This window comes from Exiguobacterium sp. s121, assembly GCF_018617245.1.
GTDB lineage: Bacteria > Bacillota > Bacilli > Exiguobacteriales > Exiguobacteriaceae > Exiguobacterium > Exiguobacterium profundum.
The window spans coordinates 224,969-247,924 of record NZ_JACSJV010000002.1 but is presented as its reverse complement, the minus strand read 5'-3'; the positions used below and the strand labels follow the sequence as shown (position 1 = coordinate 247,924).

The following is a 22,956-nucleotide window of genomic DNA, read 5'->3' as shown; positions in this document are numbered from 1 at the left end:
TATCGTGAATATTTTAACGCTCAATTGTCATGCCTGGTTAGAAGACCGTCAACAAGAGAAAATCGATGCGATTGTCGAACGTATCGCAAGCGAAGAGTATGACTTCATCGCGCTCCAAGAAGTCAATCAACATAAAGAGGCCCCCCTCATCTATGGGAACATCCGTGAGAACAACTTCGCACACGTCCTCGTCGAGCGCCTGAAAGAGTTAGATCTTCACTATCACATGACATGGGACTTTGCCCATTACGGATATGACATTTACGAGGAAGGCGTCGCCATCTTGTCACGGACACCGTTTCTATCGACCGAATCATTCTTCGTATCCAAGACGACGGACCCTGACAATTACAAGTCCCGTAAAATCGTCAAAGCCGTGATTGAAGGTCCTGAAACGCCGACGACCGTCTACTCGTGTCACCTCGGATGGTGGCATGACGAAGAGGAGCCAGTGAAGCATCAACTCGACGAGCTCCTGCGTCGCGTGGAGCATGACGACCATGCACTCCTACTCGGTGATTTCAACAACGATGCTTTCATTCGAGGCGAAGGATACGATTATTTGATGGATAGTGGGCTTCAAGACTTGTTCCATCTCGCAACGGAACGCGAAGGCGATGCGACCGTCCAAGGGAAAATCGCTGGATGGGATGAAAACAAGAAATCGCTACGCATCGACTTGATGTTGACGAATGCACCCATTCACGTCTCCCGTCATGCCGTCGTCTTCGACGGCGAAAACGGACCTGTCGTCTCCGACCACGCCGGTGTCGAAGCCACAGTGTTTTGGCGTTGATGCACCTTTTTCTTCCGACTTGGGAGAAAAGGGTTTTTCTTTTGGGAAAAATCTTGTAACGTGATAAAAGACTGATGTCTAACTACTAATGAATGAAATAGAAAGAAGTGTTTGAACATGAAGACAAGCTCGCTCAGTCGAAGCGACTGGACTTTAGTTTTATCCCTATCCTTATTAACCTTCGTTCTCGGAACGAGTGAATTTGTCATTGTCGGCATTTTGCCTGATATCGCAAGCGGTCTATCCATTTCCATCGCAACGGCTGGAAGTCTCGTATCGGCATTCGCCATCAGCTTTGCCGTCGGTACGCCAATCACGATGTCCTTGACGAGCCATCTTCCAAAACGCAAATTGATGCTCGGTTTGACGATTCTCTTCACCTTATTGAACTTGTTGAGCAGTCTCGCTCCCATGTATGAGTGGTTACTCGCCTTACGCATGTTGACGGCCGTCGTCACAGGTGTGTTGATCTCGCTTGCTATGCTCGTCGCTAGCGAAAGCGTCCCTCCGGCAAAACGAGGGGTAGCCGTATCCTTTATTTTTGGTGGCTTTACAATGGCCAACGTGTTCGGTGTTCCAATCGGAACATTCATCGGACAACAAGCAGGCTGGGAATCCACATTTTGGTTAACGACCGCACTCGGTGCAGTCGCCTGGATTGCCATTTATCGTGTCTTGCCGAATCATTTGTCTCAAGAAAAAGCATCACTCCGTGAACAAATGGCACTCCTGACGAATCCGCGCATCTTGATTGCCTTCTTGATTCCGGCGTTCGGTTTTGGGGCGACGTATGTCGTATATACGTATCTCGTACCGATTTTAAAAGATGTACTCGGTGTACCGGTCGCTTGGGTCAGTCCGATTTTATTCGCCTACGGATTCATCTCGATCTTCAGTAATATTGCTGCTGGAAAGATCGCCAGTCACAATCCGATCGGACGCTTACGATTCGTCTTTCTCGTCCAAGCGTTCGTCTTGGCCGCGTTGTTCGTGACGACGTCGAATATGACGCTCGGTCTCTTCAATATCGCCCTCATGTCGTTCATGGCGATTTTATTGACGACGTCGACACAGATTTATTTGATCGACTTGGCGGAGAAATTTAATCCGAACGCCAAAGGTCTCGCCTCGTCACTCATGCCCGTGGCGAGTAACGTCGGAATCGGACTCGGTTCCGCTCTCGGTGGTGTCGTCTATGCGACAAGCCCTATCATGACGCTCGCGCTCGTAGGCGGCTTGGTCGCCCTCGTCACAGCCGGGTTGACCGCAGTCAGTTATTCGCTCGACCAACGTTAAAAACGTGCGCACCTCGATGCAGGTGCGCACGTTTTTTATAACCATTCGAGAATCGCGGATAGGACTTCGTCGAGTTGTTCTTTCGATGTGAGCGGACTTTCCTGATCGCCTTTTTGAGGACCATACATTCCGAAATTTGCATGATTCCCGCCTTCGATTTGTACGAATTGACTATCGTCAGGAAGGTCGCTTCGACTCGCCTCGATGTCTTCTGGGACAGCTAATCCATCCAACTCACCCGAGATAGATAGCACGCGTAAGTCACTATCGACCATCGAGCTGATCGGATATGATGCGAGGAAAATGACACCTTCCACCGCCTCTTGATGCTCAAGCGCGTAACCCGATGCCGCCGAACCTCCGAGTGAATGACCGGCCACGACCCAACGTTCAATCTCGGGATGTGCTTCGATGATTGGATCGGCTGCGTCGATATCTAAAATGCCTAAGTTGAGACGAAGCGACGGAATGGCGACGAAATACCCTTCCTCGGCTAAACGTGTTCCGTAATACGCATACGCCTCTTTCTCCACTTTTGCTCCTGGATAAAGAATGATGCCGATCTCGCTCGTCGTATCTCCGAACTCGAGACGGTTGTCGACCACTTTCCCCTCTTCCGCATACTGTGTCGCTTCATCGGTTGGTCCGTACGTGAACTGCGTCCAAATCAAAAAGCCTGCTACCGCGACAACAAGCAATCCTACGATTGAGAGTGCGGCCCACTTGAAGAATTTCTTCATTATATAGCCTCCGTTTGCATCCACTTCATCATAACGTTACACTAATAAGAAAAAGCATGATCAGGGGGACACCATGACCAGAAGTAATGTAACCACGACGATTCAGTGGTTTATTTTTATTTTAGCTACAAATATTGTACCACCACTCTCCATCGCCGCCTTGTTTGAACTGTCGCCAGATGAGACGATGACCTTCATCTCCCGCTCACTCTTCATCTTCGCACTCTTCAGCATCATCCAAACGTTGCTCGGCCATCGCCTCCCGATACTCGAAGGACCTGCCGGCATTTGGTGGGGTGTCTTCACTTTATACGCCTCCATCGGTCCCGCTCTATACGGAAGTCAGCAAGAGACCTTGCAAGCACTCGGATTCATGCTGTTTTTGAGTGGAATCCTTGGTGTGTTGTTGACCGTCACTGGTATCTTAAGACGCATGCTCGCCCTGTTTACACCGCAAGTGCTCGGCGTCTATATGATTTTGCTCGTCCTTCAATTATCAGGGGCCGTCATTAAAGGTGGCTTTGGGGTGACGGAAGACGGAATCAACGTCGTTCAGGCAGTGGCGACGGCAGGTCTCGTCTTGTTCGCACTCACGCTCGAGCAAAGTCGCTTTAAACAATATGGGCTCGTCATGACACTATTCGTCGGGTTCGGCTTATTCCATTTACTCGACCTTGGAAATCCAATCGTTCGTTCAGAATCTTTCTTCCTCGTACCGGAACTTCTTCCGTTCGGAAATTGGGTATGGGATTGGAACTTGTTGCCAACGGCTTTCGTCATCACCTTGCTTCTCATGACGAACGTCCTTGCGAACATCAAGTTGATTGAGCGCATCGTCAGTTCTCGCGAAAAACGAGAAATCAAAGGGAACGTTCCCGCATCGGGTGTCGCCAGTGGCGTCAGTCAAATCGTGGCCGGTCTGTTCGGTACACCGGGTCCTGTCGCCATCTCCGGGACAGCTGGTTTTCTCTCTTCGACGGAGAGCGTCCAGCGTACCCCGCATTTGATTGCCCACGCCCTCATGATGTCGTTAGCACTCATCGGTCCATTCGTCTCGTTGATTGCGAGCATCCCGGCCGCTGTCGGTTATGCAATCGTGACACCGCTCATTGCAACGATGATCATCATCGGAATCAATGAGGCGGCCTTTGAATTGAAGCAGTCCACGGCATCTCTCACGGTCGGACTCCCGCTCGTCATCGGTGCCGGGGCGATGCTTCTGCCACCCGGATCAATGAATGAGTTACCACCGCTTCTTGCGACCGTCTTCTCTAACGGACTCGTCCTCGGGACGATTGTCGCCTTAACAACTGCCATCTTAAGTAAAATCAAGGATTGAAAAAAGAACTGGCCATATCGGTCAGTTCTTTTCACGTACATGCATATGGTAACGGGCATCGTGCGGTAAAACAGCGCCTTCTTCTTGTTCGAAATGCGCACGGTCTTTCCAATAACGAACGACTGACGAAGTATCACGATGCAGGGCGCGTTGTAGCGCTTGTTTTGCCGTGACAGGCGTTTCGTCATCGTTTTTCAATTCAAGTCCCATCAGTTTATAACCGATTGTTTGTCCACCTCGACTCATTTGCCAGGCTTCCATGGCATATGTCAGTAGTGTCGGTGTGATGACCGCATGCACAAACTCGCTCTTTACTTTCTTTCGCACGAGCTGTTCTACGCCCACGCTGACAAGACCTGCAATGACACTGTCAATCATGACTGCTTTGGTTCGCTTTTTTGTCAATGGATTCATCGGCTCATCCTCTGCATCATCCCTGACGTCAACACTTCGATTCCTTCGCCTTCTTCAGACGCCATAATCAAGGCACGAGCGACATGCAGCGCTTGAATCGGTGCGACTTCCGGTGTCTTCTCAAGCAAGATTGACTGGAACGGTCGACTGATGACCTCAGCCGCTTTCTCCCCGAAGCGGAATGAATCACGCTCTCCGAGTAACAGAGAAGGACGCGCGATAATCAAGTGATGGAAGTTGAAAATACGTAACGCGTTCTCAAGCTCCCCTTTCACACGGTTGTAAAAGAAAGTCGAACGCAACGATGCGCCTTGTGCCGATACGACCGCATAGCGCGTCGCACCATGTGCCTTGGCGACACGGGCGACTTCAAGTGGTAATTCTAAATCAACTTGTTTGAACGCTTCTTGCGAGCCGGCTACCGCAATCGTTGTGCCGAGCGCACAGTACACGTCGTCGATCTGTGGAAGGGATGAATCCATCTCCTCGAAACCGACGACCTCATGTAACTTCGGATGACTCCAACGCTTCGAGCGACGGACAACGATCCAGACCGCATCATAACGGTCACTCTCTAACAACTGTTCAACCAATTCGCGGCCAATCAAGCCAGTCGCGCCTACAACAAGTGCAGTTTTCCCCATTCGTGACTCCTCCTAGACTACTATTTCCTTCAGTCTAGCTGACTTGCCGTTCCTCGGCAATGATTGTCCCGGGACGGAATCGGTCCATCATACGGAAAAATCCGTTCAATGCGAGCGCCGTGAATGAGCCTGCCACGATAGCACTGTCCGTGAACAACTGCAGCCACTCCGGCATGTTTGCGACGATGGCTGGATTGGCGGTAATACCGAGCCCAACACCGATTGAGAGCGCAATGGTAATCAAGTTCTCGTTTTTCGAAAAGTCGACTTGACTGAGGATACGAATGCCAGAAGCAGCGACCGTTCCGAACATGACGAGCATCGCTCCCCCAAGCACAGGCTTCGGAATCAATGTCGTGAACGTAGCGACTTTCGGGAGGAATCCGAGCAAGATGAGCAATCCGCCTGTCCAAAAGATGACGCGACGCGATTTCACACCTGACAATTGAACGAGTCCAACGTTTTGACTGAACGTCGTGTACGGGAAACTGTTGAAAATCCCTCCAAGAATCGTTGCGACGCCTTCCGCACGATACCCTTTCGTCAATTCTTTCGCACCGATTGGTTGTTTCGTGATATCGCTGAGCGCCAAGAACACCCCTGTCGATTCAATCATCGAGATGATGGCGACGAGCGTCATGACGAGGATGGCAGACAGGTCGAATGTCGGCATCCCGAAGTAGAACGGCTGGACCATTTGGAACCATCCTGCTTCACGAACAGGACTGAAATCGACGAGACCTAGCGAAGCGGCTACCCCTGTTCCAACCAATACGGCAAAGAGGACGGCAGCAGCACGCGTGAAGACGGTCCCGACACGGTTCAAGACGAGAATGAGTAGAATCGTTAAACCACCTAATCCGAGATTCTGCATCGATGCGAACCCTGGTTCACCGGGCATCCCGCCACCGATGTCATTGACGGCGACCGGAATCAGCGAGAGACCGATGATCGTCACGACCGAACCGAGCACGACCGGCGGGAAGAAGCGCACGAGTTTCCCGACAAATCCAGAAATGAGGATGACAATGAGCCCGCTCGCAATCAACGCGCCATAAATGGCAGTGATCCCGTTCGCGCTTCCGATGGCGATCATCGGACCGACCGCAGTGAACGTACATCCGAGGACTACCGGCAATCCGACACCAGTGAAGCGTGTCGTCCATACTTGTAGTAGCGTCGCCACCCCACACATGAATAAATCAATTGCGACGAGATAGGCGAGCTCGGTTGGACCAAGCCCGATGGCACCACCGACGATGAGTGGGACGATTGCCGCTCCCGTGTACATCGCGAGTAGATGCTGGAATCCTAGACTAGCTGTCTTGAACGTATTCATCGAACGACCTCCACGAACGAGATATGGTCTTTCTCTAATTTCGCAATGCGTGCCAACGATTCGACGCGATAGCCACGCTCGATCAATTTATCGCGCCCTGGTTGGAATGACTTTTCGATGACAATCCCAACGCCTGCGACCTCTGCACCTGCCGCTTCCACGAGTTGTGTCAGTCCGAGTGCCGCTTCCCCATTCGCGAGGAAGTCATCGATGACAAGAACACGTTCGCCTGGTAAGACGAAGCGTCGGCTCAAGCTGATGCGGTTCGTCTCTTGTTTTGTGAACGAATAAACGTCCGCTTCTACGAGGTCGTCTTGGAGTGTCAGCGATTTTCGTTTACGCGCGAATACGAACGGGATGCCCATCTCAAGCGCCGTCATCATCGCCGGCGCAATCCCACTCGATTCGAGTGTGACGATGCGGTCTATTTGAGCGTCTTTGAAACGTTCTGCGAATTCTTTGCCGATGCCTTTCATGAGTACCGGGTCGACCTGATGATTCAAGAAAGCGTCGACTTTCAACACTTGGTCGGAAAGGGCCCGACCTTCTTCACGGATTTTGTCTTCTAACTGCTTCATTGTTTTCCCTCCAATAAAAAATGCGATTCGTCACCCCTCATCGGGAGGCAACGAACCGCATGGAAATCAACGATAGCATACGACAAGCGCCACCCGTAGTCGAACCATTTACGGTAGTTCGGTAGAGACTTGCGGACCATATTTCCGCTGATATACGAGTGCGAATCTATTTATATAAGATAGACCTTATTGTAGACGAGCTGACGAGAAATGCAATAGGTTGGAATCAAACGGTGAAATGTTCGATTTTTCTGAAACTGCTGTATACTGTAGATATTGGATATGAGAGAGGAGCCTTGCCCTTATGAAGTTATTCGTATTAGGCGCAACCGGTCGGACCGGACATCAATTCATCGATCAAGCCATCGAGCACGGTCATGATGTCACCGCGTTCGTCCGTGAACAGAAAAAGTTGATCCGGACGCCACAACTCGAAATCATTGAAGGCGACTTATATGATGTCGACGCATTGACGGAAGCGATGCATGGTCACGATGCGGTCGTCAGTTGTCTCGGAACGGATTTGAGCGACCCAGACTTTTTAGCGAGTGTCACGGACAAGCTTGTCCCTGCGATGAAGGCAAACAATGTTTCACGTATCATCTATCTCGCTTCAGCGGGAATCGACAATGAGATTCCGGGCCTTGCGGGGAAAGCCATTACGTTCATGCTCCGGAAACCGCTCCGTGATCATCGGGCAGCCGTGGACTTATGGCGAAATTCGTCATTCGATTATACGATTGTACGACCGATGCAATTGACGGACGGTCCTCGCACCTCGACATATCGCACGGCCATCGATGAAGTGCCAGAGAACGGGAAGCACATCTCACGGGCAGACGTCGCCCAGTTCATGCTTCATACGATTGAAGAACAGGAACACGTACGAGAGTCGGTCGGACTGGCGTACTAATTTGATTCAATTCATGCTACAATATCGGGTAGTTTACTTTGAAAGGAACGAAAACGAATTATGAGTATATTAACGGTACAAAACTTGAGCCACGGCTTTGGTGACCGCGCTATTTTGAACGATGTCTCTTTCCGCCTCTTAAAAGGGGAGCATATCGGTCTCGTTGGAGCGAACGGTGAAGGAAAATCGACGTTCATGAACATCATCACGCGCAAGCTGCAACCGGATGAAGGGAAAATCGAATGGGCGAAAAACGTCCGTGTCGGTTACCTCGATCAACACGCGGTACTTGAGCGCGGGATGACGATTCGGGACGTCTTGAAAGGTGCCTTCCAATACCTGATTGACATGGAGACGCGCATCGGCGAACTCTACATGGAGATGGGCGACGCGACACCGGAACAGATGGAAGACATGCTCGCAGAGGTCGGTGAGCTTCAAGAAACGCTCGACTCGAACGACTTTTATATCATCGACGCGAAAGTAGAAGAAGTCGCACGCGGTCTCGGTATTTTAGACGTTGGTCTCGACCGTGACGTCACGGACTTGTCAGGTGGACAGCGTACGAAAGTATTGCTAGCAAAATTACTTTTAGAGAAGCCAGATATCTTGCTCCTCGATGAGCCGACCAACTATTTGGATGAAGTGCATATCGAGTGGTTGAAACGCTATCTTCAAAACTATGACAATGCCTTCATCTTGATCTCCCACGATATCCCGTTCTTAAATAGTGTCATCAACTTGGTCTACCATATGGAAAACCAAGAGTTGAACCGCTATGTCGGAGACTATGACAAGTTCATGGAAGTGTACGAGATGAAGCGTTCCCAACTTGAAGCCGCCTACAAGCGTCAACAGGCCGAGATCGCGGATTTGAAAGACTTTGTTGCACGAAACAAGGCCCGTGTGTCGACACGAAATATGGCAATGTCACGTCAGAAGAAACTCGATAAGATGGATGTCATCGAATTGAGCGCGGAACGTCCAAAACCAGAATTCCGCTTCTTGCAGGCACGTACATCGGGACGCCTCATCTTTGATGCGAAAGGTCTCGTCATCGGATACGATGAGCCACTCTCACGTCCGCTCGACCTTCAGATGGAGCGCGGTCAAAAGATTGCCCTCGTCGGAGCGAACGGAATCGGGAAGACGACGCTCTTGAAGAGTTTGCTCGGCTTGATCAACCCGCTTGAAGGGACAGTCGAACGTGGTGAGTTCCTCGAAATGGGTTACTTCGAGCAGGAAGCAGCATCAAGCAATAACACGTGTATCGAAGAGATTTGGAGCGAATTCCCGTCACTCAACCAACAACAGGTGCGCGCGATGCTCGCGAAATGTGGTCTCATGACGAAGCACATTGAAAGTAAAATCTCTGTCCTCAGTGGTGGGGAAAAGGCGAAAGTACGTCTTTGCAAACTCTTAAACAACGAAACGAACTTGCTCTTACTCGATGAGCCAACGAACCACTTGGACGTCGACGCGAAGGAAGAGTTGAAGCGTGCGTTGAAGGAGTACAAAGGAAGCGTCCTCCTCATCAGTCACGAACCAGAATTCTATGAGGATATCGTCACAGATGTCTGGAACTGTGAATCATGGACGACGAAAGTATTCTAATTCAGTAAAGGACGTGTCGTATGGCTGGCCCAATTCAAACGAATGAACGGATTATTTTGTATGACATTATCCGAGGGTTTGCCCTCTGCGGCATTTTCCTCGTCAATATCCCGAGCATGCTCGGGAGCGACTGGATGTTCGGTCGTCCCGACTATTACGGGAGCGACCTGTTCGTCCGAACACTCTTCGATTTGTTCGTGCAGACGAAGTTTTATACGATTTTCTCCCTCTTATTCGGGATCGGCTTTTCGATTTTCCTCGAGCGTTCTTACGCTCGTGGCGAATCGGTCAGTCGTTACATACGCCGGATTTTGATTCTCTTCTTGTTCGGTCTGGCACACCTGGCGATTTGGTCAGGGGATATCCTCCATACGTACGCCATGTGGGGCTTATTGCTTCCCCTCTTTTACGGATTGAGTAACCGCGCCATTCTAGCGTGGGCGTGGAGTTTATTGATTGGAAGTTTCCTCTTATTTTATGGATCATCTGCGCTTGTGGAATGGGCAAATGGCGGTGACTTCAATAGCGGCGCTCCATTCCCAACACCATATAATATGGGATTCGGCATTTGGTTCGACTACCGTCTACAAATTGAAATATTCGCCGCCATGTCGAATTCACTTCTTGTGGGTATTGAGATTCTTAGCTTATTCTTGTTCGGTCTTTATATTGGACGGGAACGGAAGCTGCTCACATGGTCGATTCAAGGATTGACTCGTACTGCGATCATTTGTGCCCTCTTCACCTTGCCATTTTTCGGGGTTATCATTTGGCATCATTATGGTCAAGGCGAGGCCTATTACTGGGTGAACCTTGTTGCCGTTCTCGTCTCCGGAAAACTGCTCGCTACAACATACGTCTGCCTATTCACCATCGCCGTTCGAAAAGGTCGGACGTTCGCCCCGCTTCAAGCACTCGGTCGAATGGCACTCACGAACTATCTGACACATACGTTGATCATTGTCTTGCCAGTGATCGCACTCGGGGCGTACGGGGCGCTTTCTTTAACCGAAGGCTTGTTCCTCAGCATCGCCATTTTGATTGTGCAATCGTTCTTCTCGATGTGGTGGCTGAAGAATCACCGTTATGGACCGTTTGAGAAACTATGGCGTCTCGGAACATACGGACGACAAACGTAATCTTCTTAAGATCGGACTTCATTGTCCGGTCTTTTTTTATACAGGTAGGAAATCCCAGATTCACATGCTATTCTGATGAAGGAAAACGCTTGCACGATTAAGGAGGAACGTATGTCACAGTCAGCTATCGAGGTCCGCGACCTTGTGAAACACTATCAAATTTTAGAACGAGATGCCGGATTAAAAGGCGCCATCAAAGCTTTGTTTTCAAGAAAGTATCGCACCAAAGAAGCCGTGAAAGGAATTGACTTGTCTATCGCTCCAGGCGAACGCGTTGGATATATCGGCTTTAACGGTGCCGGAAAATCGACAACCATCAAAATGCTCGCCGGTGTCCTTCGTCCCGATGCCGGTTCCGTCCGCATCTTTGGAATCGATCCGCATGAGGACCGGATTCAAAATGCTCGACAAATCGGGGCGGTCTTCGGCCAACGGACCCAATTGTTTTGGGATATTCCCGTCCGTGAGTCGTTCGACCTGCTTCGAGAAATCTATGAAGTGCCGCGCGCAGAGTTCGAGGAGACCGTCGCTTGGTTCATTGCACGTCTCCAACTTGAACCGCTTCTCGATGTGCCAGTCCGCCAATTATCACTAGGACAAAAAATGCGTTGTGAGCTCGCAGCCGCCTTCTTACACCGACCTCGTGTCGTGTATTTGGATGAGCCGACGATTGGTCTCGATATTGACATCAAAGAGACGATTCGGGCGTTTATTCGCGAAATCAGCGATGCCTGGGGGACAACAGTCATTTTGACGACGCACGACATGCAGGATATCGAGGAAGTCTGTGACCGGGTAATCGTTCTAGACGAGGGACGCATCATTTATGACGATCGTATCGAAACGCTCAAACAGACGTTCAACAATGAACGCACCCTTGAAATCACACTCGACGAAGGGACATCATTCACCGTCCCGCCGTCGGTGACAGGACTCGTCACGGAACTCACCTCTGATCGAGAAACAGATACGATTCAATTAGCATTCAACCATCATGAGATTTCAAGTGGACAACTGATCCGTGAAATCGTGAACTGCAATCAAGTGAAAGATTTATCCGTTGTCGTGCCAAAAATGGAGACATTGATTCGAAATCTGTATCAGCCAGAGGTGAGTGCATGAGGCTTAAAAAATATGTAGCGCTCGCCTCCTCGCAAATCAAAGTCGATATGGCTTACACAGCCTGGTACTGGGCGAGTATGTTCTCGGTGACGATGCGACTGTTCATCTTATATTTCTTTTGGCAGGCCGTCTATGAGAATAAGACTGACGTGTCAGGTATCTCGCTCTCGATGATGTTGACGTATGCGGTCCTCGCGACGATGCTCGATCAATTCCGGGGAGGGGCCGGACGCGAACTCGCGCATCTCATTAAACATGGCGGAGTCGCCGTCGAACTGCTTCGACCGTATCATTTACTGGATAAGTTACTCGCGCAAGATATCGGGACAAAAACGTCGACCTTTTTTCGGTCGACGCTACCACTTCTCGTTATCGCCATGCTGTTTATCGGGGTTGACCCACCGACCTCACTTGAGAGTGCGTTCGCCTTCTCGATCAGCGTCGTACTCGCAATCCTTCTTGCGACACTGATCGATTTACTCGTCGGTGTGCTTTCCTTTTATACGGTGAACGTATGGGGACTTTCTGTCTTACAGGAGGCGGTCATTACGATTATGTCCGGGGCAATCATTCCGCTGACACTCTTTCCTGACTGGTTCCAGACGATCAGCTTATATTTACCGTTCGCTTCTCTTGTCTATGTACCTGTCGCCATATATACAGGTGACATCCAAGCATCTGGTATATGGCCGTCGATTCTGATTCAACTCGCATGGGTCGGGGCATTCTTTCTATTTGTACGACTCTTATTCGCATATGCGGTTCGGAAAGTGACGGTGTTTGGTGGATGAAACGATACGCAAAACTATATTGGCTCTATGCCAAAAATCATTTCAAAGTAATGATGGAATATCGAATGGATTTCTTGATTGGCGTCTTGTCAGTCTTCGGTCAACAATTTGCCGCCCTCTTCTTTTTATCCATCGTCTTTCGACATATCGAGTCGCTGAACGGATGGGGATTTTATGAGATTTTGTTCATTTACGGAATCGCGTTTTTAGGCCGGGCTGTTCATCATATCTTTTTTGATAACCTTTGGACGATTGGTTGGCAATATATTCGCACGGGGAACTTGGACCGCATTCTGATGCGTCCCGTAAACCCATTGTTCCAAATCGTCGCCGAACGGGTTCAACAAGATGGGTTTGGTCAACTCTTGATTGGTGGGAGTGTGCTCTGGCTCGCCTCGAATGAGCTAGGAATGACATGGAGTATGATGGATATTCTAGTCCTACTCGTCATGGTTCTCGCGAGCGGAATGATTTATATCGCGGTGAACCTATTCTTTGCGACATTCTCGTTTTGGATGATTGATAGTCTACCGGTCGTATTCGCGGTCTTCAGCTTGAGTGATTTTGCACGCTATCCGATGACCATCTATTCGAAAGTCATCATGTTCGTCTTAACGTATATCATTCCATTTGGCTTCACGGCATTTTATCCGGCGATGTATTTCTTTGAAGGACGTGGGTTCACCATGTTTGCATTGGCGACCCCGCTCGTCGCTATGCTCTCACTCGTCATCGCCTATCGGTTTTGGTTGTATGGACTGCGTGCATTCGCAAGTACAGGATCTTAATGAAGGAAGGGTGAGTAGATGAAGATCGTTCAACAGTGGGATCAGGAAGACAACGACTATATTCGACAGCGCCTGATTGAATATAACGCATCGCAATTACCCGATGAGGTGAAGCACCCCGTCGAGCATGTGAGTTTCATCGTTCGAGATGACTTCAATCAGATTGTCGGGGGCGTTACCGGAACGGTGTTTTGGTACACGATGCACATTCATTTCTTGTGGGTGGATGAACAGCTTCGAGGAAAAGGATATGGCACGCAATTGATGACGCGTATCGAACAATTGGCTATCGAGCATCGATGCCGTCTCATTCAACTCGATACGTTCAGTTTTCAGGCACCTGATTTTTATACCAAGCTCGGGTATGAAATTTTTGGAGTGATTGAGCACCATCCGACAGCCAATCATCAGCAATACTATTTGAAAAAGACTCTTCTCAATCAAAATTAAAACTGCAGACGTATTAACGTCTGCAGTCCCGCTCGAGGCCACGGCTTCGAGTTTTTATTTTGTTGCCGCTTCAGTTAGGAATGGCACGATTTGCTTCTTACGCGAGACGACGCCAGGAAGTGTCGCCAATCCGTTTTGAAGCGTCACGTTGAACGCTTGTTCGAAGAGTTCTGGTTTTGGTCCGACAACGACGGCTTCCGAATCGTTCGTCAAAATGTTCGTGATGGCGAATACGAACAAGTCCAAGTTTTTCGCTGCAACCGTTTTGGCGATTGCGGCTTCAACTTCCGCTTTCCGGTTCAAGACATCGTTCGCATCGACCGTGTTCACTTGTGCGATTTCGACACGATAGTCGCCCATCGCGAATTCTTTCGCATCGAGTGAGATGAGCTCTTCAATCGTTTTTTGGCTAAGGTCCGCACCGGCTTTGAGCATCTCAAGACCGTATGTTTCTGCATCGACGCCAGCGATCTCCGCAAGTTCTTTCGCTGCTTTGATGTCTTCATCTGTGCATGTCGGTGATTTGAAGAGAAGCGAATCCGAGATGATGGCTGACAGCATCAAGCCGGCCATATCCGCAGCAATTTCGACACCATGCTCTTTATACAACTTCAACAAAATCGTTGCCGTACACCCGACTGGCTCCGCACGATAGTAGAGCGGGTCTGCCGTTTGGAAGTTTGCGATACGGTGGTGGTCGATGACTTCAAGGATTCGCACATCTTCAATGCCATCCGCACTTTGCTGGAACTCGTTATGGTCGACCAAGATGACTTCTTCCGCCTCACCTTTCACACTTTCAATCAAGCGTGGTGCTTTCACACGGAAGTGATCGAGCGCATATTGTGTTTCACCGTTCACTTCACCGAGACGAACCGCCTCTGCGTCCATCCCTAATTTCTTTTTCAACTCGGCATAGGCGAGCGCTGACGTGATTGTGTCGGTATCTGGATTTTTATGTCCAAAGACTAGTACTGTACTCATGTCTCATTCTCCTCACTAAATAGTTTTCCCTTATCCATTATAACGCCCACGGCATTTCTTTCAATTCCCAAACAAAAAGAGCCGTGTCTCGGCTCTTATGCTTGTTCATCTTCATCTGTCTCTTCGAGGTCAGAATGATCTCCTTTTGAATCTTCTTCATGGGAGATGTCCGGCTGATCTCGCTTCAACTTTTCTTTTTCTTCTTGTTCACGCTTTTCTTTGTCTGACATATGGTGTCATCCTTTCGAAAATCCGACTTGTCGTAATCTGTTCCCCTAGCTCGATTTCGTCAAACGACATTTCATCAAACGTAAACAAACTGAAACGTCAGGCCTGCACGAAGACGATTTCTTCTCCGCGGAGCTCGACCTTCACGTCTTGTCCTTGGAATAACCATTCGTCTTGTTCTGCCACAACGAAGCGAATCCCATCTGCCTCTGTCTCAACAGCAGCATTGTTCACATCTTCTGTGATGACCCCGACAGAAAAACCGTGCGTCAAGTCTGTCGAACCCCCATATTTTGCAAACAAACGAACCGTTTGACCTGCTTCAACTTCCATCTCTTGTTTGAACCATTGGAGCGCTTCTTCTGTTACTTGAATCTTCATAACATCTCCTCCTCTCGACTACTCCTTTCATTCTAAACGTTTCAAAAGAGTCGAGCGAGGAAGTTGCCTAAAGTGTTGTGCCAACTTGATAGCTCACCGTCATGCCATGCGTTTCCGGTTGAGCACCGCTCATTTCAGCGAGCGTCGTTTCAAATAAGCGTCGCCCGATTTCTTCATTCGGTGAGAGCATCGTCGACAGTCCGAATGCATGACCGATCGGATGTCCGTCAAAGCCTAGCATGGCGACTTCCTGAGGAATCTTGATGTCTCGCCGTTGCATCTCTCCTAAAAATCCGAGGGCGACATAATCAGACGAGAAAAAGAGCGCTCGAGGACGCTCTTTTTGAGAGAGGAACGTTTCAGCTAGCCGAATACCGTCCTCACTCGTCAAATAGCCCGTCCAAATCCATTGCTCACGCGCATGCGCTACTTCATCGAAATAGGCTTGCTGACGCGCAAGGGAACTCGGACTATGGCTTCTTGACAAGATGATTCCAATCTCTTCATATCCATGTTCCTTCAAGACATGAATACCTGATACGAACGACGCGTAATGATCGACATGGATGGACGAAATCGTCTCCGGTGCACCGACGGTCGCCACAGCGATTGGCCCGTACGCGCGGTATGCCTCCATTTCCTTAAAGGACATCTCGTGAGACAAGACAATCGCCCCATCGACTTCACGATGCTTCAATAAATTGAGTGCTTGTCGTTCCTCGCTCAATTTATACTCCGTCTGCCACATGACGAGCCGGTAATCGTGCTCGAGCGCCGCCTTGGCGAGTCCATTGACGAAGAGACCGTAATACGGGTGATCCATATAAGGTAGGATCACGACAATTCGTTGCGTCTTCCCTGTCGACAACGTTAACGCCTGTTGATTCCGCAAATACCCGAGCTCTTTCATCGCTTCATGAACACGGGTCCGTTTTTCTTTCGATACGTACGGATGCTCGTTCAGGACGCGTGAGACCGTCGTCACCGAAACGTCAGCGTGCTTTGCGATATCTCGAATGTTTGCCATTCATCTCACCTCAACTTGTCAGTCTTTGCATATAGTGTACCCACTCTGCTTGCTGACTGTCACCTCTTTCGACGACTTGACAACGGATCGCCTGAACGAGACGGAAGCGCTCTTCTAACGGCAAGTGAAGAAACTCTTCACGGAAACGGGTACACAACATTTTCCCAAACGGTGTATACAACTGATTGATGACGAGCTCGTATACGATTCCACTGCACCATGTCTTCCACGTTGTCGGTTTCATATCGGTTCCCCTCCCTTTGTCTATACCGTATCTTCTGAAACGCGTTTCAGAGCAAGCTTCTTTTTAAAAAAGTTTATTTCCGAACATTTTTTACTATTGTTCCTAATTTTTCATGTTTTTCACGTAAAACAATTGACGGGAATCAAACATTTTTGTATAGTCATCAAGTTGATAACGTTAATTTAATCATTTTTTTCAATTAATGTTCGGAAATAGACCGAAATAAGGAGTTTTATCGATGAATATCTTTCAATTGAAACAACATGGAACGAATGTTAAACAAGAAGTGATTGCTGGGATCACAACGTTCGTGACAATGGCATACATCTCTGTCGTCAACCCGGCGATTCTATCTGATGCTGGGATCCCATTCGCACAAGCTTTCACGGCGACAATCATTGCCATCCTCATCGGAACTGGCTTGATGGCGTTTTATGCGAACTTACCAATCGCCGTGGCGCCAGGAATGGGGCTCAACGCATTTTTTGCTTACACGCTCGTCGCCCAAGAACAGATTGCGCCGTCTGCCGCGCTCGGTGTTGTCTTCGTCTCGTCCGTCTTCTTCTTGATTTTGTCGCTCTCTCCAATTCGGACGAAGTTGATTCAAGCGATTCCAACTTCGTTGAAGCATGCCATCACGACCGGGATCGGTCTTTTCATCGCTTCACTCGGATTAAAATTATCAGGCTTAATTGTTGCTGATGAAGCGAACTTGGTACGTCTCGGTGACGTGTCTTCTCCAGAAGTACTACTTGTACTCGGTGGTTTGATCGTCTCGGCACTCCTCTTTTCACGAAACGTACCCGGTTCTTTACTCATCGGGATGGTACTCACGGGGATTGCAGCATACTTCATGGATATCTTAAAAATCGATGGTGTCACGGCGATGCCAACACTTCCGGAAGGACTCATGGTTAACCCCGTGACGGCATTTAGTGATGTCATTCAATACGGTTTGTTCGGTGCTGTCCTCTCGTTCTTCCTCGTCACTCTTTTTGATACGACAGGTACGCTTGTCGGTGTCGGAAAACAGGCAGGTCTCTTAAAAGAAGATGGAACAATTGAGAATGGTCACCGTGCACTCTTTGCCGATTCACTTGCCACAATGGGTGGATCACTCGTCGGAACGAGCCCGTCTACGGCATACATCGAGTCTGCTGCCGGTGTCGCGCAAGGTGGACGTACAGGTCTCACGACGGCCGTCGTCGCCGGTTTATTCGGATTGACACTCTTCTTCAGCCCACTTATCGGCGCCATTTCTGGCGTAGCGGCAATCACAGCTCCCGCCTTGATTATCGTCGGTGCACTCATGTTGACGAATGTCCGGTACATCGACTGGAGCGACTTCAGCGAATACTTCCCGGCTTTCATGACGATTTTGATCATGCCTTTGTCAGGAAGCATCGAACGCGGCATCGCCTTCGGGTTCATCTTGTACCCGATCTTCAAAGCGATGAACAAAGAGACGGTTCACCCGCTCATCTACTTGTTCGGCGCACTCTTCATCTTGGAAATGTTCTTCCTATAAGTTAGACAGAAGATCCTCGTCATGTGTCGAGGATCTTTTTCTGTTATACGTTCTCCTTAGCTGTTTTATATCAGAAAAGAGATGAATATCTGTTCAGTGAGATACGTTATCAATTAGACAGGATTTTACAAATAAATCAGTTTTTCTCCCCATTTTTCTGTAACTTTCCTACGCTTTATGAAATAATGACGTTGAAATCGCTATCATCAGAAGAAAGAAGGAATGGCTATGCCGAATGTAGCTTTATTCGTCACTTGTTTATCTGATACGTTGTTTCCATCCGTCGGACAAGCGACAGTCGAACTACTCGAACATTTAGGGTGCGAGGTGACGTTCCCCTTTGAGCAGACATGCTGTGGGCAGCCTGCCTACAACAGCGGCTATCATGAGGAGACGAAAAAGGTTGCCAAGCACATGATTGAAACGTTTGAACAAGCAGATGCAGAATATATCGTCGGACCATCGGGGTCGTGTGTCATGATGATGCGCGACTACCCTCATTTGTTCCAAGATGATCCAGTATGGGGTCCTCGCGCTGAAGCGCACGCCGCCAAAACGTTCGAACTGACGCAGTTCATCGTCGATGTGCTCGAAGTCACAGATGTCGGTGCCAAGTTTCCCGCCAAAGCGACCTATCACGCGTCTTGTCATATGACTCGCCTCCTCGGAATCGAAGCGGCTCCCGGTAAGTTGCTCGGAAACGTCGATGGACTGACGATGGTTCCCCTCGCGAACGTACATAACTGTTGTGGGTTCGGCGGGACGTTCTCCGTCAAGATGCCAGACGTGTCGGTACAAATGGTAGATGAAAAAGTCGATTCCATCTTACAGTCAGGCGCAGAGGTGTTGATCGGAGCGGATGCGTCATGTCTGATGAACATCGGCGGACGTCTTCATAAACAGGGACATCCGATTAAAGTGATGCATATTGCCGAAGTCTTGAACGAAGGAGTGAAGCAAGCATGAGCATGGGGATTCGATTGGATGAGAAGTTTCAAGATCGACGAAAAGATGGAATCGAAGATGCGTTCATGCGGCAGGCCGTCAGTTCGGCTCAAAACCGTCTACGGGATGGCCGGTTAAATGCTGCAGGTGAACTCGGGGACTGGGAATCGTTTCGCGACCATTCGGAAGAAATTCGTCAACATGTGCTGGAACATCTGGATTATTACTTATATCAATTGAGCGAGAATGTCTCAAAACGTGGTGGAAGCGTCTTTTTCGCGGAGACACCGGAAGAAGCGAACCGCTACATCCGGGAAGTCGTTCGGTCGAAGCAAGCCAAACATGTCGTGAAATCGAAATCGATGGTCACGGAAGAAATCGGCTTGAACGAAGCACTTCAGGAAGAAGGATGTACCGTCGTCGAGTCCGACCTTGGGGAATGGATTTTGCAACTCGACGAAGACCCACCGTCTCACATTGTCGCCCCGGCTCTGCATAAAGACCGCAACGCTGTCCATGAGACGTTCACTGCTCACGGCTATACCGGTTCAAACGATCCGACTGAACTCGGTCGTTATGCGCGTCAAGAACTGCGCAAAGACTTTTTGAAGGCAGAAGTCGGCATCACCGGCTGTAATTTCGCCATCGCAGAGAGTGGAGCCGTCGGGCTTGTGACCAATGAAGGGAACGGACGCATGGTGACGTCGCTTCCTGATACGGTCATCTCTGTCATGGGCATGGAACGCGTCGTCCCGTCTTATGAAGAGTTCGAGGTGCTCGTCAACATGCTTTGTCGAAGCGCGGTCGGTCAGCGACTCACGTCATACATCACGACATTTGCCGGGACGCGCGCGGTCGGTGAAGTCGATGGACCAGAAGAGTTCCACCTTGTCATCGTCGACAACAAGCGTTCTGGTATTCTCGGGACACAGTTCCAATCGGTGTTGCAATGCATCCGCTGCGCGGCCTGTATCAACGTCTGTCCCGTCTATCGCCATATCGGTGGTCACGCGTACGGGTCAATCTATCCAGGTCCGATTGGTGCCGTCTTGGCTCCGCTTCTTGACGGATACGAGAACTATAAAGAACTCCCCTATGCGTCGAGTCTCTGTGGCGCTTGTACGGAGGCGTGTCCTGTAAAGATTCCGCTGCATGAGCTGTTGATTGAACATCGACGCGTCATCGTAGAGGAGAAAAAGCAATCACCTTTCGTGGAGCGGATTGCGATGAAAGGATTTGCCGTCACCGCTTCGAGCCCATTCTTATTCGAAACAGCAGAACATGTCGCACCGTTTGCGACATCACCGTTCGCCACCTCGGGTCAGATTGAGAAAGGGCTACCGGCTTGGACGGACTCGAAAGACTTGCCGCAGCCGAACAAACAGACCGTCCGAGATTGGTTCAAGAAACGGGGGAATGCCTGATGAATCCTGGTACAATCACAAACCGTGAGGACTTTCTACAACGAATCGCCAAGCAACTCGGTCGTGAGGTCAAGCTCACGCCGCCAAAACGGGAATATACACATCGTCCGCAAGATGAGGTGTTGAAAGGCGCGAGTGAAGAAGAGCTGCTCGAGACGTTCCGCATGGTCGCGACCCGAATCCATACCGATTTGGTGGAATGTGAATCTGCGAAGCTTGATGATACGCTTCGCCTCTTGATTGAACGCTATCATGGCGCACGGATTCTCGCAGAAAACGATGAGCGAATTTCCGCTTGGGCACCTGCAACAAGTGAGACGTTTGATTGGTGGGATTCGTCACAACCCGAAGCGAGTCGAGAGCTGGCCACTCGAGCGGACATCGGCATCACGATTGCGGATGCGGCATTTGCGGAAAGTGCGACAATCGTCCAATATGCGAAGCCTGGTAGATCACGGACGATCAGTCTGTTACCGCAAGACCATATCGCAATCATCCCGAAATCTGTCCTTGTTCCACGTATGACGCAAACAGCACAACAACTCGCCACACTCGACCGAGACGGTCTCCATTCCCCGAACGGTGTCAATTTCATCTCTGGTCCGTCGAACTCGGCCGACATCGAGATGAACCTCATCGTCGGCGTTCATGGTCCTGTTCGAGTCGCCTATGTGTTGGTACATGATTTATAAGTATAGCCCCTCCATCGATCGATGGAGGGGCTATGTTCATCCTGATACGGTGACGCTCCCATTTGAGCTCGTTAATTTCACTTCAATCGATCCGTCTCCAAATACGCACTCTTTCGACCGCTCTCCAAACACATCAACTTTCCCATTTCGTGACTTCGCACGAATCGTCACATCTTCCGGACGTTCATCGACATGTAAGTCAATCTTCCCATTGTTCGTCTTCAAGCGAATCGGTGCTTGAATCGCTTGTACGGAACAGTCTATCCGTCCATTAGAAGTTTTGGCATCGACCGCTCCCGTGACGTGATCGACATCGATTCGACCGTTCGAGGAATGGATGTTGATCCGCTCGAGCTGAGAATGTTTCGCTTCGACACGACCGTTTGAGGAATGAAGCTCCCAATCGTGACCGTGACAGCTTGATGCGAGCACTTTTCCGTTCGATGTGCGCAGGACACCATGACGTGCTTGAATGTGATGTGCGACGATTCGACCGTTCTCACTCTCCACGTGGAACCGTTCCGCTTGGAGATCTTGTACATCACTCGAACCGTGACGATTTTTCAATTGAATCTGATGATAGGCGTGATGAGGCAATTCAACCCGAAGTACAGGTGCCTTTGACCCAAACCATGAAAACAGGTCCGAAAGACCGAAACGACGTTCGGATTCAATCCGGATTTCTAACGTGTCCCCGACGATATCCATGACTACCCCATGGTCGGTCTCTGTTTCAAGTGTCGCATAAGCGTACCCATCTTGTGATGGTGTCACGAACACCTGCGCATGTTGAACTTGAATGAGGACGCTTTGGAAGGCTACGTTCGAACTTTTGACCACCGCAGGCGGTCGCGTCGAGACCGATTCTTCAATATCGACAGAGGCGAGCAATTCCGATGCGAGTATGTTCGGTTCCCCTAATTCACGTGCCAATTCTTCGTCACTTCTTCCTTCTAATCGACCACTCGTGAAATATTCCGATACGTCTCGTAAAATATCAAGCCGATCTTTCACCTTCACGTTCATCAATAATTGTTCGAGCTCTGACAAGTACTGTTCTTCATTCATCTGTCGTCTCCCCCTCGGATTAAGTCATTGACACCGTTCGTGAATACGTTCCATTCCGTTCGCAACTCAGTCAAATGTATTCGTCCTTGTTCCGTAATCTGATAGTACTTCCGTGGAGGGCCCTCTCCAGATTCCATTAAATACGTTGTGAAATAGCCCTCTGTCGTCAGCCGACGCAACAACGGATAGACCGCACCTTCTGAAATGGCTACTTTGGCCGAAATCGCTTGGACGAGTTCATAGCCGTAGCGGTCTTGTTCCGCTACAAGCGCCAGCACACAAAGATTGAGTACGCCCTTCTTGAATTGAGGATTCATGATCCCACCCCCTACTATACATAGAACAATAGCACATCAATCACTACTATTCAATAAACAATAGTATTCATTCCCCTGATTTCTCAATATCTAGCTTCTGAGGAGGTGAATCTGTACAATAAAAGAACGACACTCGTAGGATATTTGTCACAGTC

Annotated in this window: 26 protein-coding genes and 1 riboswitch; of the genes, 14 read left to right on the top strand and 12 right to left on the bottom strand. The window is 49.5% G+C overall.

Annotation, left to right across the window (positions count from 1 at the left end):
- Positions 1-4 precede the first annotated feature (4 nt).
- Positions 5-796 (top strand): endonuclease/exonuclease/phosphatase family protein, encoded by a 792-nt coding sequence (locus tag KOG47_RS11650; protein WP_214691319.1) that lies wholly within the window; start codon positions 5-7, stop codon positions 794-796.
- A 117-nt stretch (positions 797-913) separates the two neighbouring features.
- Positions 914-2,092: an MFS transporter gene (locus KOG47_RS11645; RefSeq protein ID WP_215244278.1), complete on the top strand. Its 1,179-nt coding sequence runs from the start codon at positions 914-916 to the stop codon at positions 2,090-2,092.
- Between the two features lie 35 nt (positions 2,093-2,127).
- Here KOG47_RS11645 and KOG47_RS11640 read toward each other — a convergent pair whose 3' ends face one another.
- Entirely contained in the window at positions 2,128-2,832 is a 705-nt protein-coding gene (locus KOG47_RS11640; protein WP_074034976.1) for an alpha/beta hydrolase, read from the bottom strand.
- Positions 2,833-2,905: 73 nt separating this feature from the next.
- On the opposite strand from KOG47_RS11640, the gene KOG47_RS11635 reads away from it, so the two are divergent.
- A complete protein-coding gene (locus KOG47_RS11635) occupies positions 2,906-4,171 on the top strand; it encodes a purine/pyrimidine permease (RefSeq protein ID WP_214691322.1) in 1,266 nt (421 codons plus the stop codon).
- Between the two features lie 21 nt (positions 4,172-4,192).
- On the opposite strand, the gene KOG47_RS11630 is transcribed toward KOG47_RS11635, so the two are convergent.
- The 4 genes from KOG47_RS11630 to KOG47_RS11615 are packed head-to-tail and all read right to left on the bottom strand — an operon-like array spanning position 4,193 to position 7,146.
- On the bottom strand, positions 4,193-4,585 hold the full coding sequence (locus tag KOG47_RS11630; RefSeq protein WP_074034978.1) for an RDD family protein: 393 nt from the start codon (positions 4,583-4,585) through the stop codon (positions 4,193-4,195).
- Positions 4,582-5,229 (bottom strand): NAD(P)H-binding protein, encoded by a 648-nt coding sequence (locus KOG47_RS11625; RefSeq protein ID WP_074034980.1) that lies wholly within the window; start codon positions 5,227-5,229, stop codon positions 4,582-4,584. The genes KOG47_RS11630 and KOG47_RS11625 overlap by 4 nt, the downstream gene beginning before the upstream one ends.
- Positions 5,230-5,263: 34 nt before the next feature.
- Positions 5,264-6,568, bottom strand: coding sequence for a nucleobase:cation symporter-2 family protein (locus KOG47_RS11620; protein WP_215244277.1), 1,305 nt, complete (start codon positions 6,566-6,568; stop codon positions 5,264-5,266).
- Positions 6,565-7,146: a xanthine phosphoribosyltransferase gene (locus KOG47_RS11615; protein WP_074034982.1), complete on the bottom strand. Its 582-nt coding sequence runs from the start codon at positions 7,144-7,146 to the stop codon at positions 6,565-6,567. Before KOG47_RS11615 ends, KOG47_RS11620 begins: the two co-directional genes overlap by 4 nt.
- Before the next feature lie 76 nt (positions 7,147-7,222).
- A riboswitch (purine riboswitch) is annotated at positions 7,223-7,324 on the bottom strand.
- Between the two features lie 126 nt (positions 7,325-7,450).
- On the opposite strand from KOG47_RS11615, the gene KOG47_RS11610 reads away from it, so the two are divergent.
- The 7 genes from KOG47_RS11610 to KOG47_RS11580 all read left to right on the top strand — a co-directional run bounded on the left by KOG47_RS11610 (position 7,451) and on the right by KOG47_RS11580 (position 13,963).
- Positions 7,451-8,059, top strand: a complete 609-nt coding sequence (locus KOG47_RS11610) for an NAD(P)-dependent oxidoreductase (protein ID WP_074034983.1) — start codon at positions 7,451-7,453, stop codon at positions 8,057-8,059.
- Between the two features lie 60 nt (positions 8,060-8,119).
- Complete coding sequence (locus KOG47_RS11605) at positions 8,120-9,673, top strand: ABC-F family ATP-binding cassette domain-containing protein (protein WP_015880457.1); 1,554 nt, start codon at positions 8,120-8,122, stop codon at positions 9,671-9,673.
- Positions 9,674-9,693: 20 nt separating this feature from the next.
- Positions 9,694-10,812 (top strand): DUF418 domain-containing protein, encoded by a 1,119-nt coding sequence (locus KOG47_RS11600; protein WP_215244276.1) that lies wholly within the window; start codon positions 9,694-9,696, stop codon positions 10,810-10,812.
- A gap of 111 nt (positions 10,813-10,923) precedes the next feature.
- Entirely contained in the window at positions 10,924-11,934 is a 1,011-nt protein-coding gene (locus KOG47_RS11595) for an ABC transporter ATP-binding protein (protein ID WP_215244275.1), read from the top strand.
- A complete protein-coding gene (locus tag KOG47_RS11590; protein ID WP_196430324.1) occupies positions 11,931-12,725 on the top strand; it encodes an ABC transporter permease in 795 nt (264 codons plus the stop codon). The genes KOG47_RS11595 and KOG47_RS11590 overlap by 4 nt, the downstream gene beginning before the upstream one ends.
- Positions 12,722-13,513, top strand: coding sequence for an ABC transporter permease (locus KOG47_RS11585; RefSeq protein ID WP_159563323.1), 792 nt, complete (start codon positions 12,722-12,724; stop codon positions 13,511-13,513). The genes KOG47_RS11590 and KOG47_RS11585 overlap by 4 nt, the downstream gene beginning before the upstream one ends.
- An 18-nt stretch (positions 13,514-13,531) precedes the next feature.
- Positions 13,532-13,963, top strand: a complete 432-nt coding sequence (locus KOG47_RS11580; RefSeq protein ID WP_215244274.1) for a GNAT family N-acetyltransferase — start codon at positions 13,532-13,534, stop codon at positions 13,961-13,963.
- A gap of 54 nt (positions 13,964-14,017) precedes the next feature.
- On the opposite strand, the gene KOG47_RS11575 is transcribed toward KOG47_RS11580, so the two are convergent.
- From KOG47_RS11575 to KOG47_RS11560, 5 genes are all read right to left on the bottom strand, one after another.
- On the bottom strand, positions 14,018-14,947 hold the full coding sequence (locus KOG47_RS11575) for a manganese-dependent inorganic pyrophosphatase (RefSeq protein WP_215244273.1): 930 nt from the start codon (positions 14,945-14,947) through the stop codon (positions 14,018-14,020).
- Between the two features lie 95 nt (positions 14,948-15,042).
- Entirely contained in the window at positions 15,043-15,177 is a 135-nt protein-coding gene (locus tag KOG47_RS14865) for a hypothetical protein (RefSeq protein WP_015880450.1), read from the bottom strand.
- A 97-nt stretch (positions 15,178-15,274) separates the two neighbouring features.
- On the bottom strand, positions 15,275-15,556 hold the full coding sequence (locus tag KOG47_RS11570; protein ID WP_159563320.1) for a HesB/YadR/YfhF family protein: 282 nt from the start codon (positions 15,554-15,556) through the stop codon (positions 15,275-15,277).
- Between the two features lie 67 nt (positions 15,557-15,623).
- Complete coding sequence (locus tag KOG47_RS11565; protein WP_215244272.1) at positions 15,624-16,583, bottom strand: LacI family DNA-binding transcriptional regulator; 960 nt, start codon at positions 16,581-16,583, stop codon at positions 15,624-15,626.
- Between the two features lie 10 nt (positions 16,584-16,593).
- Positions 16,594-16,827 (bottom strand): hypothetical protein, encoded by a 234-nt coding sequence (locus KOG47_RS11560; RefSeq protein ID WP_026824564.1) that lies wholly within the window; start codon positions 16,825-16,827, stop codon positions 16,594-16,596.
- A gap of 244 nt (positions 16,828-17,071) precedes the next feature.
- Between KOG47_RS11560 and KOG47_RS11555 the strand changes: the two genes are divergently transcribed.
- The 4 genes from KOG47_RS11555 to KOG47_RS11540 all read left to right on the top strand — a co-directional run bounded on the left by KOG47_RS11555 (position 17,072) and on the right by KOG47_RS11540 (position 21,416).
- Positions 17,072-18,355 carry an NCS2 family permease gene (locus KOG47_RS11555; RefSeq protein ID WP_215244311.1) on the top strand — a complete coding sequence of 428 codons (1,284 nt, stop codon included), beginning with the start codon at positions 17,072-17,074 and terminating at the stop codon, positions 18,353-18,355.
- A gap of 228 nt (positions 18,356-18,583) precedes the next feature.
- Positions 18,584-19,321, top strand: a complete 738-nt coding sequence (locus KOG47_RS11550; protein WP_074034994.1) for a (Fe-S)-binding protein — start codon at positions 18,584-18,586, stop codon at positions 19,319-19,321.
- Positions 19,322-19,323: 2 nt separating this feature from the next.
- A complete protein-coding gene (locus KOG47_RS11545; RefSeq protein WP_276551144.1) occupies positions 19,324-20,724 on the top strand; it encodes a LutB/LldF family L-lactate oxidation iron-sulfur protein in 1,401 nt (466 codons plus the stop codon).
- Positions 20,724-21,416, top strand: coding sequence for a LutC/YkgG family protein (locus KOG47_RS11540; RefSeq protein WP_211781906.1), 693 nt, complete (start codon positions 20,724-20,726; stop codon positions 21,414-21,416). The genes KOG47_RS11545 and KOG47_RS11540 overlap by 1 nt, the downstream gene beginning before the upstream one ends.
- A gap of 36 nt (positions 21,417-21,452) precedes the next feature.
- Here KOG47_RS11540 and KOG47_RS11535 read toward each other — a convergent pair whose 3' ends face one another.
- Both KOG47_RS11535 and KOG47_RS11530 read right to left on the bottom strand, forming a co-directional pair.
- Positions 21,453-22,484: a DUF4097 family beta strand repeat-containing protein gene (locus KOG47_RS11535; RefSeq protein ID WP_215244270.1), complete on the bottom strand. Its 1,032-nt coding sequence runs from the start codon at positions 22,482-22,484 to the stop codon at positions 21,453-21,455.
- Positions 22,481-22,801, bottom strand: coding sequence for a PadR family transcriptional regulator (locus tag KOG47_RS11530; RefSeq protein ID WP_214784287.1), 321 nt, complete (start codon positions 22,799-22,801; stop codon positions 22,481-22,483). Before KOG47_RS11530 ends, KOG47_RS11535 begins: the two co-directional genes overlap by 4 nt.
- Positions 22,802-22,956: the final 155 nt, after the last annotated feature.

Coding starts and splice junctions, on each gene's coding strand:
- KOG47_RS11645 (WP_215244278.1), top strand. CDS start 914: ATGAAGACAAGCTCGCTCAGTCGAAGCGACTGGACTTTAGTTTTATCC.
- KOG47_RS11640 (WP_074034976.1), bottom strand. CDS start 2,832: ATGAAGAAATTCTTCAAGTGGGCCGCACTCTCAATCGTAGGATTGCTT.
- KOG47_RS11635 (WP_214691322.1), top strand. CDS start 2,906: ATGACCAGAAGTAATGTAACCACGACGATTCAGTGGTTTATTTTTATT.
- KOG47_RS11630 (WP_074034978.1), bottom strand. CDS start 4,585: ATGAATCCATTGACAAAAAAGCGAACCAAAGCAGTCATGATTGACAGT.
- KOG47_RS11625 (WP_074034980.1), bottom strand. CDS start 5,229: ATGGGGAAAACTGCACTTGTTGTAGGCGCGACTGGCTTGATTGGCCGC.
- KOG47_RS11620 (WP_215244277.1), bottom strand. CDS start 6,568: ATGAATACGTTCAAGACAGCTAGTCTAGGATTCCAGCATCTACTCGCG.
- KOG47_RS11615 (WP_074034982.1), bottom strand. CDS start 7,146: ATGAAGCAGTTAGAAGACAAAATCCGTGAAGAAGGTCGGGCCCTTTCC.
- KOG47_RS11610 (WP_074034983.1), top strand. CDS start 7,451: ATGAAGTTATTCGTATTAGGCGCAACCGGTCGGACCGGACATCAATTC.
- KOG47_RS11605 (WP_015880457.1), top strand. CDS start 8,120: ATGAGTATATTAACGGTACAAAACTTGAGCCACGGCTTTGGTGACCGC.
- KOG47_RS11600 (WP_215244276.1), top strand. CDS start 9,694: ATGGCTGGCCCAATTCAAACGAATGAACGGATTATTTTGTATGACATT.
- KOG47_RS11595 (WP_215244275.1), top strand. CDS start 10,924: ATGTCACAGTCAGCTATCGAGGTCCGCGACCTTGTGAAACACTATCAA.
- KOG47_RS11590 (WP_196430324.1), top strand. CDS start 11,931: ATGAGGCTTAAAAAATATGTAGCGCTCGCCTCCTCGCAAATCAAAGTC.
- KOG47_RS11585 (WP_159563323.1), top strand. CDS start 12,722: ATGAAACGATACGCAAAACTATATTGGCTCTATGCCAAAAATCATTTC.
- KOG47_RS11580 (WP_215244274.1), top strand. CDS start 13,532: ATGAAGATCGTTCAACAGTGGGATCAGGAAGACAACGACTATATTCGA.
- KOG47_RS11575 (WP_215244273.1), bottom strand. CDS start 14,947: ATGAGTACAGTACTAGTCTTTGGACATAAAAATCCAGATACCGACACA.
- KOG47_RS14865 (WP_015880450.1), bottom strand. CDS start 15,177: ATGTCAGACAAAGAAAAGCGTGAACAAGAAGAAAAAGAAAAGTTGAAG.
- KOG47_RS11570 (WP_159563320.1), bottom strand. CDS start 15,556: ATGAAGATTCAAGTAACAGAAGAAGCGCTCCAATGGTTCAAACAAGAG.
- KOG47_RS11565 (WP_215244272.1), bottom strand. CDS start 16,583: ATGGCAAACATTCGAGATATCGCAAAGCACGCTGACGTTTCGGTGACG.
- KOG47_RS11560 (WP_026824564.1), bottom strand. CDS start 16,827: ATGAAACCGACAACGTGGAAGACATGGTGCAGTGGAATCGTATACGAG.
- KOG47_RS11550 (WP_074034994.1), top strand. CDS start 18,584: ATGCCGAATGTAGCTTTATTCGTCACTTGTTTATCTGATACGTTGTTT.
- KOG47_RS11545 (WP_276551144.1), top strand. CDS start 19,324: ATGGGGATTCGATTGGATGAGAAGTTTCAAGATCGACGAAAAGATGGA.
- KOG47_RS11540 (WP_211781906.1), top strand. CDS start 20,724: ATGAATCCTGGTACAATCACAAACCGTGAGGACTTTCTACAACGAATC.
- KOG47_RS11535 (WP_215244270.1), bottom strand. CDS start 22,484: ATGAATGAAGAACAGTACTTGTCAGAGCTCGAACAATTATTGATGAAC.
- KOG47_RS11530 (WP_214784287.1), bottom strand. CDS start 22,801: ATGAATCCTCAATTCAAGAAGGGCGTACTCAATCTTTGTGTGCTGGCG.